This is a genomic window from Corynebacterium lizhenjunii (genome assembly GCF_011038655.2).
Classification (GTDB): domain Bacteria; phylum Actinomycetota; class Actinomycetes; order Mycobacteriales; family Mycobacteriaceae; genus Corynebacterium; species Corynebacterium lizhenjunii.
The window spans coordinates 1371060-1383910 of sequence record NZ_CP064954.1 but is presented as its reverse complement, the minus strand read 5'-3'; the positions used below and the strand labels follow the sequence as shown (position 1 = coordinate 1383910).

The window sequence follows — 12851 nt, the reverse complement described above, 5'->3', positions numbered from 1 at the left end:
TTCGCGGGACAAGCTAAGTCACGAGGAAAACTTAAAACACGGGCAGAGTTTAAAAAGCGTGGGCTTGGGTTACATACTAGTCTTCTGGTTGCTGCCCGGTATGACCGCGCAATAACACGCTGAAGGGCTGAAAGCTGCCTGCGGGGTCGGTTACTGGGGTATCGGCAAGCGGGGTTAACCCTGACACCCTGTCAGCAGGGCCCACCATCAAGTCCGCCAACTGCTGGGCCGCGCGCAGGATGCGGCGCTGCGTACGCCCGCCCTCGCTGGAGCCAAAGTCCTGCGTGGCCTGGAAGACGCCGGTAGGAACCGTGAGTGCGTGCAGGTAATTGAGCAGCGGGCGCAGGGCATAATCCAGCACATGGGCATGCCTGCTTGAGCCCCCGGTCGCAGCGATAATGGCGGGCGTACCCTCCAAGGCTGCCGGGGGCAAGGTGTCAAAGAAGAGCTTGAACAAACCAGAATAGGACCCCTGGAACACGGGCGTCGCAGCAATCAGGCCATCAGCGGCGCCGACCACATCCCGCGCACTGTCCAGGCCCGGCGTGGCAACCGTCCACGATGTGGCAGCAGTAGCCAACTCTGCCGCCAGCTCGCGCAATTCCACCACGATAACCTCTGCGCCTTCCCCGCGGGCGGTGAGCTGGGAAACGGTGGCCTGTGCCAGGGCATCGGCAAGCTGCAGTGTGGTAGAAGGCGTGGACACCCCGGCGCTGAGCACAACCAGACTACGCACTAGCCCTCCTCCTGCCCAGGGCGGACCTGACCAGGGTCTACCTGGAAGTGTGCGGCCCGCGGGTCAGCGTGGCGCAAGGTGCGCAAGCTAGCGAACGTTGGCGGATCGGAGGCAACCCCGGCAGGACGGCGGGCCTCAAAGCGGCGGCGCAGTTCCGGGACCACCTGGGTGCCCAGAATCTCGATTTGGTCCAAGACCACCTCCAGGGGCAAGCCCGCGTGATCGATGAGGAAGAGCTGGCGCTGGTAGTCACCCACCCACTCCGCGAAGGAGAGCGTGCGCTCAATAACCTGCTCCACGGTGCCTACAGTCAGCGGCGTGGTTTTGCTAAACTCCTCCAGGCTCGGGCCATGGCCATAAACAGGGGCGTTGTCGAAGAAGGGGCGGAAGGTGCGCTTCGCCTCGGCCTCCGTGTCTGCGATGAACACATGTCCGCCCAAGCCCACTATGGCTTGCTGCGGGCTGCCGTGGCCGTAATGCGCAAAGCGACGCCGGTAGAGGTCGACCATCTTGGCGGTGTGCTCCTTGGGCCAAAAGATGTTGTTGTGGAAGAAGCCATCGCCGTAGTAAGCGGCCTGTTCCGCAATCTCTGGGGAGCGGATGGAGCCATGCCACACAAAGGGTGGGATATTCTCCACCGGGGCGGGGGTGGAAGTGTAGCCATGCAGCGGGGTGCGCAAGTTTCCCTCCCAGTTGACCACAGGTTCACGCCACAGCCGCCGCAGCAGATGGTAGTTCTCCACCGCCAGCGCGATGGCGTCGCGGATGTCCTTTCCAAACCACGGATACACCGGTCCGGTATTGCCGCGTCCAAGCATCAGGTCCACCCGGCCACCGGATAGATGCTGCAAGAATGCGTAATCTTCGGCGATTTTAACCGGATCATTGGTGGTGATTAGCGTGGTGGCCGTAGATAACTGCAGGGTAGAGGTCTTGGCTGCTATGTAGGCCAAATGCGTGGTGGGCGAGGATGGCACAAAAGGGGGATTGTGGTGCTCGCCAGTGGCAAAGACATCAAGGCCAACTTCTTCGGCCTTGAGCGCGATGGCGGTCATGGCGTGGATACGCTCGGCTTCGGAAGGAAGGTTCCCTGTAACTGGGTTACGGGTGACATCGCCAATACTAAAGACGCCGAATTGCATGGAATCCTTTCTCGACCAGGACTGGGTTAGAACACAACCCGCAGCAGGGAAACCGTGACAGCGGCAATACCCGCAGAGGCCGGGAGGGTGATGATCCAGGCCAGTCCGATGGGCTTCATCAGAGTCCAGTTGGCGGCGCGATTGACCACGCCAACGCCCAGCACCGCACCGATGAGGATGTGGGTCGAAGAAACTGGTAGGCCGAAGATGGAGGCGGCCATGACCACCCCGGCGGCGGCGAGCTCCGCGGCGAACCCCGAGGAGGGGTGCATGACGGTGAGATCGGAGCCGACGGTCTTGATAACAAAGCGGCCGATAAACCACAGCCCAGCGGTCAGCGCCACCACCATGGCGATCATGACTTCGGGAGGAACAGCGGCTTCGGCAGAAATTGTGCCATTTTGCAGCACATCTAGCACGGCGATGAAGGGGCCAATGGCGTTAGCAATGTCATTGGAGCCGTGGGAGAAGGCAAAAGCGGAAGCGGTAAAAACCTGCATCCAAGAAAAAATTAGGAAGGTGGAGCGCGACAGTGACTTGTGTTTCAGAGAGCGCGCGTAGATGGACACCGCCATCCAGACTGCGGCACCTACCATGCCGATGATTAGGGCATATTGCAAGGCCGTGAAGTCGATATGAGTGTGCTTGAGGCCCTTGAATAGCAGCATGGAGGAGATCACCACTGCGCCGAAGGCGGCTAGCACCGGCACCCAGTGTTCTAGGGCGCGGTGGGCGTCGACCTGGTTCATCTTCTCATTAATCGCATGGAGCTCCCGGTAGTATTCGGACTCCAATTCCTCTGGATCGTATTTGTCCACGCCGGTGAGTAGGGCGGCATCACGCGCCATGGCGTGGGTGTAGGAGATCTGCTGCAGCCGTGACATGGCATCGAAGTGGGTTTTGTGCTCTTCATGTAGCCGGGCGCGGCGGTCTTTAATTTCAATGAGCTGCTCGTCGGCCTGGTCGTTGTAGACCAAAATTGCCCGTTTAATCCACCCGAAGAGTAAGAAAGCCGCTAGCCCGCCCAACACGGGGGAAAGCACCCAAGACAGCGCAATGCGGCCGATTTCTGACCATTGCACCATGCTCCAGCTGCCGGTGCCCGTCATAAATCCCACTGTGAGTGCTGCACCGACTATGCCGCCGATAATCGAGTGCGTCGTAGACACCGGCCATCCCATCCGCGTGGCTAGTAACAGCCATACGGCTGCCCCCAGCAGCGCCGCCATCATAATGAAGACGAATTCCATGGGATCCAGATTGTTTATCGCAGTTAGGTCCACGATGCCCGAGCGCACCGTATTCGTGACTTCACCGCCAGCAAGTATTGCTCCGGAGACTTCAAAGATGGCTGCGACTACGAGCGCCTGCTTCATAGTCAGCGTGCCCGCACCCACGGAAGTGCCGAAAGAATTGGCCACGTCATTGCCACCAATGTTAAACGCCATAAATAGCGCGAAGATGATGGCGGTTACCAGGATGATTTTATTGGAACCGGGGTGGACGTAACCGTTGGACCAGAAGACGAACCATATGAAGGTGATCGCCAACAACAAACCGAAGGAGAGGTGCCATACCCAGTCTGTAGAAGACTTTTGGGCAGGCCCCAGTTCCGGGGAGGGGGCGGGAGGTGCCGTAGTCATTGAGGAAATTCTTTCAAGAAACGCATCCAAGTCAGCAACGCTGTGCGCGTTACACACCTACACAGCCTAGCGAACCGATGAACAGCCGGGAAACGGCAAGCTAAGGCCGGAAAACTGGACCTATTGGTTGCCGCTATCGCGCTCGTGGGTCCTCGGTCTGCGGTGCTGTGAGGCTTAAGCTGAGGAGTTGCTGAGTTTAGGAGTTATAGACACCGCGCTCGAGGTAGTCGCAGGTTGCCATCGTGCCGTCGGTGTAGCCGCGCAGGAAAGCTTGCGCCCGCTGCTCCGAGGAGCCGTGCGTCCACTGCTCAGGGCGCACATCCCCGCCGGAGCGGCGCTGGATATTGTCATCACCGACCGCCCGGGCGGCATTAATGGCATCCTGGGCTTGTTCTTGGGTGATGGTCTCTAGCTCAGCGCGCTGCCCTTTATCGGCGTGGTGCGCCCAAATACCGGCGTAGCAGTCTGCCTGCAGCTCAATCTTTACCGCGTTGGAGTCCGCGCCAGGTTCGTTATAATTCGACAGCCCCAGGGTGCCTTCTAACTGTTGGATGTGGTGGCCAATTTCATGGGCCACGATGTACATCTGCGTCAGTGGGGCATTATCGGCACCAAACTTGCGCAGGTCTTGGAAGAAAGAGACATCAAAATAAGCGGATTGGTCACCGGGGCAGTAAAACGGTCCGGTGGCGGCAGAGGCCACGCCGCAGCCTGATTGAGCGCTTCCTTCAAAAATCACCACGCCTGGCTGGGTGTAGTCAATACCCGCTTGCTGTGGCAGCTGCTCGGTCCACACGCGATCTACCGAGGATGCGGTGTACATCACGCGGCAGTCGTCATACTTGTTGCCGTCCTCAGCGGTTTGGCAGTGCTCAAAGCCTTCCTCGGTCTGTGCACCGGGGTCGGCAGGCCCTACCTGGTTACCTTGGTCCGAGCCAAGGATTTGGTCCAAGTCCGCAGGGTTGCCACCCAGCAGCAGGAAGAGACCCACGATGACTAGCGTGCCGATGCCCCCTCCTGCCGCAATGGGCACACCGCGGCCCCGTCCGCCCCCGCCGCGGGTGGCGCGGGTGTTGTCAAATTCTGCGTCCGCACGAAAAGTCATGCTGATCATCATTCCACATGTGGAGGTTCGTCACATGTGAAGGTTTGCTGCAAGCGGCATGGGGCGTCATTCCACATGTGTGGACCATTGTGCGGGGGCTGGGCGGCGTTGAGCGGAGTCGATGGCCGCCCCAAAGGGTTGGTGTCCACGGCACCGGGTATGCTTGGGGCCGCACTGAAGCACTTTCAAGCTCAAGGCTCAAGCACAAGGCTTAACGCACCTGGCATCCGCGCGCGCTGTCTACGCGTGGCGGGGCCGGATGCGACACATGGAAAGGAAAAACGCGAATGCTGCGTACCCATTTGGCTGGCAACCTGCGCAAGGATTTGGTGGGGAAGTCCGTCACCCTCACCGGGTGGGTGTCCCGCCGCCGTGACCACGGGGGTGTGATCTTTATCGATCTGCGTGATCGTTCCGGCATTGCCCAGGCGGTCTTCCGCGAATCTGCAGTGGCAGAAGCTGCCCACGATCTGCGCTCGGAGTACTGCGTCCGGGTAACTGGCATAGTGGAGGCCCGTCCGGAGGGGTCGGAGAACCCCAACCTGGCCTCTGGTGAGATCGAGGTCAATGTCACTGAACTGGAAGTCCTTAACCAGTCGGCAGCGCTGCCTTTCCAGATTGATGATCCCGCAACTTCTGGCGAGGTAGGCGAGGAAGCTCGTCTGCGCTACCGCTACCTGGATCTGCGTCGCAAGACCCAGGGGGATGCCCTGCGTCTGCGCTCGGCTGCCAACCGTGCCGCCCGACAGGTGTTGGACAAGCACGAGTTCACGGAGATTGAGACGCCGACGCTGACTCGTTCCACCCCGGAGGGTGCACGTGACTTCTTGGTGCCGGCGCGCCTGAAGCCGGGTTCCTGGTACGCATTGCCGCAGTCCCCGCAGCTGTTTAAGCAGCTGCTGATGGTCGCCGGTATGGAGCGCTACTACCAGATTGCCCGCTGTTACCGCGATGAGGACTTCCGTGCCGACCGTCAGCCGGAGTTTACCCAGCTGGATGTGGAGATGTCCTTTGTAGACCAGGATGATGTCATCGCTTTGGCAGAGGAAATTTTGGTGGAGCTGTGGAAGCTCATCGGCTATGAGATTTCTACGCCGATTCCGCGGATGACTTATGCCGATGCCATGAAGTACTACGGATCGGATAAGCCAGACCTGCGTTTTGACATCAAGCTGGTGGAATGCACGGAGTTCTTCCGCAACACCACCTTCCGGGTTTTCCAGAATGACTACGTCGGTGCTGTGGTGATGGACGGTGGTGCCTCGCAGCCGCGCCGCCAGTTCGATGCCTGGCAGGAATGGGCCAAGCAGCGCGGCGCTAAGGGTCTGGCCTATATTACTATCGCTGAGGATGGCACCCTGGGCGGGCCGGTGGCTAAGAACATTACGGAAGAAGAACGCGCCGGAATTGCCGCCCATGTGGGAGCGAAGCCGGGGGATGCTATCTTCTTCGCGGCCGGCGACGTGAAGTCTTCCCGGGCCTTGTTGGGCGCCGCCCGCGGCGAGATTGCCCGCAAGCTTGGCTTGATTAAGGACGGCGACTGGGCCTTTACGTGGGTGGTCGATGCCCCCCTGTTTGAGCCTGCGGCGGATGCCACCGCATCGGGTGACGTTGCCTTGGGCAACTCCAAGTGGACCGCGGTCCACCACGCGTTTACCTCCCCAAAGCCGGAGTGGATCGATAGTTTTGATCAGAACCCGGGTGAGGCGACTGCTTATGCCTATGACATCGTCTGCAATGGCAATGAGATCGGTGGCGGCTCGATCCGTATTCACCGTCAAGACGTGCAAAAGCGTGTGTTTGACGTGATGGGTATCGGGGAGGAAGAAGCCCAGGAGAAGTTCGGCTTTCTGCTGGACGCCTTCAGCTACGGCGCCCCGCCGCACGGCGGTATCGCCTTCGGCTGGGACCGCATTGTCTCCCTGCTGGGCGGCTTTGACTCCATTCGCGATGTCATTGCCTTCCCCAAGTCCGGCGGCGGAGTGGATCCGCTTACCGACGCCCCGGCCCCGATCCCGGCGGCCCAGCGCAAAGAAACTGGCGTGGACTTCAAGCCCGCGGCGGAGAAAAGCCAGTAGAGCTGAGTACGGCACTAAAGCCAGTTGTGCCGGCCAGTTGAGCCGGCCGGTCGATCCCACAGCGGCACCAAGTTGAGCGATGAAGGAGGGCAGCGTGTCTAACCCGGAGTCACATCCACTTTCCCCAGCAGATGCGGACAGCGTGGTCGCAGTAGCCCATAAACTGTTAACCAGGCGTTTCGGCGGTTCCCCGGAGCTGACGGAAGTAGAAGTTCTCAGCGGTTCGGGCACTGCGGTGGTGGTACGTGCGCGGCTAGCGCCGTCCGCATTCCTCCCGCACCGCTCCGTGGTGGTCAAGCATATGCCGGTTACCGGTTCGCCGATTGATGATGCCGCCTTTTTGCGCGAGGTGGTGGCCTACCAGTTCACCACCTCCTTGCCACAGGAGGTGCGCCCCGGTCCAGTGTTGCTGGCCTACGATATGGACTCGCGCATTGTGGTGCTCACTGATATTGGGGAGGCAGAGACTCTCATTGCCGCCTTGAACCAGGCCAGCGAAAGCAAGCGGGTTCACCTGCTGCGCCTGCTGGGCGAGCAGTTGGGACGCATGCATGCCGGAACGGCTACCCGGGAGCAGGATTATGAGCACCTCTTAAACCGCATGCTTACCAGGTATCCGGAGTACGCCACCACGCACGCTATCCGCGACCGGGCGCTGCGGCGCTCTATCGAGGTCGGCGCGCAGATCTTAGCTGCTGAAGGCTTGGAACCGCCGAAGGAGTTTGACGGCCTGATGCGCCACGCCACCCGCTTTCAGCAATCGGGGCGCTCCCGGGCCTTTACCCCCTTCGATTTGTCCCCGGACAACATTGTGGTGGGCAAGGAGATGTACTTCCTGGATTACGAGTGGGCCGGATTTCGCAATGTCGGCTTTGACGTTGCTTGCGTCATCGCCGGATTTCCCCAGTTCGTTTTTGCCCGCCCAATCAATGATGAAGAAGCAGATGTGTTCATCACCGCCTGGGTGCGGGAAATCACCACTGCTTGGCCCCGCTATGGGGACCAAGCCAAGCTGGAAAAGCTGCTGGTCGCTTCCTTGGTGGGGTGGGCGCTGTCAAGTCTGAGCACCATGTATGCCGATGGCATTGAGGGCATCATCGCACTGGCCGAACAGGACCAACCGCTGGCTAGCGGCCCGGCCCGGGAGTCTTTCCTCCGTCAAGCAGACAGCACCACCTTTAGCGAGGCCGAGCTGCTTATTCGCCGAGATTTATATGAGACCTTCGAGGCTTTGTCGCGCTTTGCGGCGCGGTGTAGCGGGCAGGACTACGCGGTGATTGCGGCATATGCCAACCAAGTGGCGCAGCGCCTCGCGGTGCGCCAGCCTTAGCGGCTGGGTCCCTGCGCCTGGAACTGTACAGGAGGAGATATGGACCAGGAATCACTATTTGGTCAGCCGAGTGGGGGGTTTGCCCAGTCTGCCGATACCGCCGTCGGTGCCAGCCTTCCCGGTCAGAATCTGTTCCATACGCATGCGGGTAGCCCCCTGGCCGCCCGCATGCGTCCGCGCAGCCTGGAAGAAGTTTTGGGCCAAGAACACCTGCTGGGACCGGGCAAGCCCCTGCGCCGATTGGTGGAGGGCTCCGGGGAGGCCTCGGTCATTTTGTACGGGCCACCGGGTACGGGCAAAACCACCATCGCTTCCTTGATTGCTGCATCAATGGGGCAGCAGTTTGTGGGGTTGTCCGCCCTGGACTCTGGGGTAAAACAGGTTCGCGAGGTCATCGAGCATGCGCGTAAGGCGTTGATTGCTGGGCAGCGCACCGTGCTTTTTATTGACGAGGTGCACCGGTTTTCTAAGACGCAACAAGACGCGTTGTTGGCTGCGGTGGAAAACCGCACCGTGCTGCTAGTGGCGGCGACGACTGAAAACCCGTCTTTTTCCGTTGTGGCCCCGCTGCTATCGCGTTCCTTGTTGCTGCAATTGCAGCCCTTGGAGGATGCCGACTTGTGGCGGCTGGTTGCCCGCGCAGTGGAAGACGAACGCGGTTTGGCGGGGCGGATCAGCATTGACGAAGCCGCCGTGGAGACCCTGGTCCAACTTGCTGGCGGGGATGCCCGCCGTACGCTGACTTACTTGGAGGCAGCGGCAGAGGCTGTGGCCGACGGACAGAGGCTGACAGTCGATACTGTACGTGACAACGTCAATCGCGCTGTGGTGCGCTATGACCGTGATGGTGACCAGCACTATGACGTGGTGAGTGCCTTTATTAAGTCCATCCGCGGCTCTGACGTGGATGCTGCGCTGCATTACCTGGCCCGGATGGTAGAGGCGGGCGAAGATCCGCGGTTTATTGCCCGCAGGCTCATAGTGCACGCCTCAGAGGATATTGGCATGGCGGACCCCACGGCGCTGACGACTGCGGTGGCTGCCGCGCAGGCTGCCCAGCTCATTGGTATGCCCGAGGCGCGAATTCCTTTGGCGCAGGCCACCATTCACTTGGCCACAGCTCCGAAGTCCAATTCGGTTATCGAGGCCATCTCTGCCGCGCAGTCTGATGTCGCCCAGGGAAAGATTGGCCACGTTCCGCCGCACTTACGCGATGGCCACTATTCCGGTGCTAAGCAGCTAGGTAATGCGGTGGGTTACCGCTACCCACATGATGACCCCCGTGGGGTGGTGGCACAGCAATACCTGCCGGACCAATTGCAGGGTGTGGAATACTACAAACCCACCGGGCACGGCGCAGAAAAGCGGGTGGCAGACTACCTAGGCAGGCTGCGCGCGCTCATCCGTGGGCGCTAAGCCTGGGGACGGCGCCCCGGTGTGCGGAAAGGGGGCATCGGCAGGGTAGAGTGGTGCGGGTTAGCGGTAGCCTCCGGTGAGGGGAGCTGCCAGGATAGTTCATTGTCACGCAAAGGATGTTCTTTCTGTGAAGACCCATGAGATTCGGGAGCGCTTTACCCAGCACTTTGTGAGCCGCGGCCATGAGGCCGTGCCCAGCGCGTCACTGATTCTGGATGACCCGAACCTGCTCTTCGTCAACGCCGGCATGGTTCCCTTCAAGCCCTACTTCCTGGGACAGCAGAATCCACCTTTCCCCAATGGGACCGCCACGTCCATCCAGAAGTGCGTGCGCACCCTGGATATTGAAGAGGTGGGCATTACCACGCGCCACAACACCTTCTTCCAGATGGCCGGTAATTTCTCTTTTGGCCAATACTTCAAAGAAGGCGCTATCACCCACGCATGGGAGTTGCTGACTAATTCCGTTGCAGACGGCGGGCTAGGCTTGGACCCGCAGCGCCTGTGGGTGACGGTTTACCTGGATGACGATGAGGCTGCCGATATTTGGCACGAAAAAATCGGGGTGCCGCGCGAGCGAATCCAGCGCCTGGGCATGGAGGATAACTACTGGTCCATGGGTGTACCAGGACCTTGTGGTCCGTGCTCTGAGATTTATTACGACCGCGGGCCGGAATACGGTGCTGACGGTGGCCCCATTGCGGACGATAACCGCTACATGGAGATTTGGAACCTGGTGTTCATGCAGAATGAGCGCGGCGAAGGCACCGGCAAGGGCAACTTTGAGATTTTGGGCCCGCTGCCCAAGAAGAATATCGACACCGGCATGGGTGTCGAGCGCGTGGCCTGCCTGCTCCAGGGCGTGGATAACGTCTATGAGACTGACTTGCTGCGGCCGGTGATCGATACCGCGCAGGAACTCACGGGTGCTCGCTATGGTGAGGGGGCACCGGATGAGGACAACATTCGCTTCCGTGTGATTGCGGACCACTCGCGCACCGGCATGATGTTGATCCTCGATGGAGTGACCCCGTCCAATGAGGGGCGCGGCTATATCCTGCGCCGTCTGCTGCGCCGCATTATCCGTTCCGCCAAATTGTTGGGCGCAACCGGAGCCACCATGGAGCGCTTCATGAACACCATCATGGACACCATGACGCCGTCCTATCCGGAGATTGCGCAAAACCGCGAGCGCATTTTGCGCGTGGCCCTCAATGAGGAAAAGGCTTTCCTCAAGACCTTGGAATCCGGGACCCGCCTGTTTGATGAGGCCGTAGAGGAGATTAAGGCGCATTCCCGCGCCAAGACCGCTAAGGTTCTTTCGGGGGAGAAAGCCTTCGAGCTGCATGATACCTATGGGTTCCCAATTGACCTGACCCTCGAAATGGCCAGCGAGGCCGGCCTGGAAGTAGACATGGAGGGCTTTGATGCCGCCATGGGCGAGCAGCGCCGCCGCGCCAAGGCAGATAACCAGGCCAAGAAGCACGGACATGCTGATTTGTCGCTCTACCGGGAATGGGTAGACGAGCACCCAACCGTCTTTACTGGTTATGAGGAGTTGCGCTCCGATGCCCGAGTGATCGGCCTGGTGCGCGATGGCCAAAAGGTTTCTGAGGTCGCAGAGGGCGAGGAAGTCGAAGTCATCCTGGACCAGTCCCCGCTCTACGCTGAATCCGGTGGTCAGGTCGCAGATCGCGGCCGTTTGGTTGCCGGGGAGACGCTGCTGGAGGTCAACGACGTCCAAAAGATTGGCAAGAAGCTGTGGGTGCATAAGGCTACGGTTACCGCGGGTGGTGTGGACTTAGGCCACACCGTTAGCGCCGAAGTAGACCAGCAGTGGCGCCATGGTGCAGTACAGGCGCACTCTGCTACCCACCTCATCCACGCAGCCCTGCGGCAGGTGCTCGGCCCCACTGCTGTCCAGGCTGGTTCCTTGAACCGGCCAGGATATTTGCGCTTTGACTTCAACTACACCGAACAGCTGACCCCACAGCAGCTGCAGGAAATTGCAGCGATTACTAACCAGGCAGTAGACGCCAACTTTGCGGTCAACACCATTGAGACCTCCCTGGATGAGGCCAAGGCGATGGGCGCAATGGCGCTGTTTGGAGAAAACTACGGCAGCCAGGTGCGCGTGGTGGAGATGGGTGGCCCCTTCTCCATCGAGCTGTGTGGCGGTACCCACGTGGGGTCTACCGCCCAAATCGGCCCGGTCTCGGTTTTGGGTGAGTCCTCGGTGGGCTCAGGCGCCCGCCGTATTGAGGCTTACTCTGGCCTGGAGGCGTTCCGCTACTTCTCCAAGGAGACCGCACTCATCGAGGGTGTCTCCCGCGAGCTTAAAGTCCAGACTGAGGACTTGCCTGGACGCATTGCGGCGATGGCTGAAAAGCTGCGTGCGGCGGAGAAAGAAATCGAGACTCTGCGCAAGGCACAGCTGATGGCTAAGTCCGCTGAGTTCCTCGGCGGTGCTACGCAGGTGAACGGCTTCCGTGTGCTCACGGTGCGTCTGCCCAAGGGAACTTCGGGTGGAGACCTGCGCACCCTGGCGACCGATTTGCGCAACCGCGCCAAGGATGAGGCGACCGTGATTATCCTGGCAGCGCAAGCTGGGGATAAGCTGCCCTTCATCGTGGCAGCCACGGACCTGGCGATTGCCCGCGGCGTTAAGTCCGGGGACATCGTCAAGCGCTACGGTGAGGTTGTCGACGGCAAAGGCGGCGGCAAGCCGGATATGGCTCAGGGCTCCGGCTCGCGCCCGGAGGCTGCGGAGCAAGGCTTCGAAGCACTCAAGACCTACCTGGAGACTCTGTAGTAGCCATGGCAGCAGTGCACCCGGACACCCCAGGCGCCCAGGACCCCGGCCCCGGGCGGCGCCTGGGCTTGGACGTGGGAACCGTGCGCATAGGGGCGGCGATTTCTGACCGCGACGCCCGGCTGGCAACCGCGTTGGAAACCATACCGCGCAAGACCGGGTTTAAGGACCGCGACCAAGAAGACATCGACCGCATCCTGGAGATCATTGAGGAGTACGCGGTGGTGGAAGTAGTCGTGGGCCTTCCCCGTGATTTGCAGGGAAATGGATCAAAAAGTGTCAAGCATGCCAAAGAAATTGCGTTTCGGATCCGTCGGCGCGTGACTCAGGGTGGAAGTATTAAAGACCAACTACCCGTAGTCCGCTTGGGCGATGAACGCCTAACCACAGTGGTGGCTACCACCGCGTTGGCTGTCGCTGGGGTTAGCTCCCGCAAAGGCCGTGCCGTTGTGGACCAAGCTGCCGCGGTGGAGATTTTGCAGTCCTGGTTGGATGGGCGAAACCACGCCCTGCAGGCCGGTGGTGGCCTGGGACCGGAACCCGAACCGGAAAATCAAGGAAGTTGAGGAACTAGATGAGCCGAAACGAT

Annotated in this window: 9 protein-coding genes; 5 read left to right on the top strand and 4 right to left on the bottom strand. The window is 60.4% G+C overall.

Annotated features, from left to right (window positions below):
- Positions 1-76: 76 nt before the first annotated feature.
- The 4 genes from G7Y31_RS06400 to ypfJ all read right to left on the bottom strand — a co-directional run bounded on the left by G7Y31_RS06400 (position 77) and on the right by ypfJ (position 4626).
- The gene (locus G7Y31_RS06400) at positions 77-736 is read right to left on the bottom strand and encodes a CE1759 family FMN reductase (protein WP_165008263.1); all 660 of its coding nucleotides are present in this window, start codon (positions 734-736) and stop codon (positions 77-79) included.
- Positions 736-1878, bottom strand: a complete 1143-nt coding sequence (locus G7Y31_RS06395; protein ID WP_165008261.1) for an LLM class flavin-dependent oxidoreductase — start codon at positions 1876-1878, stop codon at positions 736-738. The genes G7Y31_RS06400 and G7Y31_RS06395 overlap by 1 nt, the downstream gene beginning before the upstream one ends.
- 26 nt (positions 1879-1904) lie before the next feature.
- On the bottom strand, positions 1905-3521 hold the full coding sequence (locus G7Y31_RS06390; RefSeq protein ID WP_165008259.1) for an inorganic phosphate transporter: 1617 nt from the start codon (positions 3519-3521) through the stop codon (positions 1905-1907).
- 196 nt (positions 3522-3717) lie between these two features.
- Positions 3718-4626, bottom strand: coding sequence for a KPN_02809 family neutral zinc metallopeptidase (gene ypfJ, locus G7Y31_RS06385; RefSeq protein ID WP_165008257.1), 909 nt, complete (start codon positions 4624-4626; stop codon positions 3718-3720).
- 287 nt (positions 4627-4913) lie between these two features.
- Here ypfJ and aspS point away from each other — a divergent pair, with 287 nt between their 5' ends.
- The 5 genes from aspS to ruvX all read left to right on the top strand — a co-directional run bounded on the left by aspS (position 4914) and on the right by ruvX (position 12828).
- Positions 4914-6704: an aspartate--tRNA ligase gene (gene aspS / locus G7Y31_RS06380; RefSeq protein WP_165008255.1), complete on the top strand. Its 1791-nt coding sequence runs from the start codon at positions 4914-4916 to the stop codon at positions 6702-6704.
- 94 nt (positions 6705-6798) lie between these two features.
- On the top strand, positions 6799-8034 hold the full coding sequence (locus G7Y31_RS06375; protein ID WP_244977353.1) for a phosphotransferase family protein: 1236 nt from the start codon (positions 6799-6801) through the stop codon (positions 8032-8034).
- 39 nt (positions 8035-8073) lie between these two features.
- Complete coding sequence (locus G7Y31_RS06370; RefSeq protein WP_165008251.1) at positions 8074-9450, top strand: replication-associated recombination protein A; 1377 nt, start codon at positions 8074-8076, stop codon at positions 9448-9450.
- 127 nt (positions 9451-9577) lie between these two features.
- Positions 9578-12262 carry an alanine--tRNA ligase gene (alaS, locus tag G7Y31_RS06365; RefSeq protein WP_165008249.1) on the top strand — a complete coding sequence of 895 codons (2685 nt, stop codon included), beginning with the start codon at positions 9578-9580 and terminating at the stop codon, positions 12260-12262.
- A 5-nt stretch (positions 12263-12267) separates the two neighbouring features.
- Positions 12268-12828, top strand: a complete 561-nt coding sequence (gene ruvX, locus G7Y31_RS06360) for a Holliday junction resolvase RuvX (protein ID WP_165008247.1) — start codon at positions 12268-12270, stop codon at positions 12826-12828.
- The last annotated feature ends 23 nt before the right edge of the window (positions 12829-12851 follow it).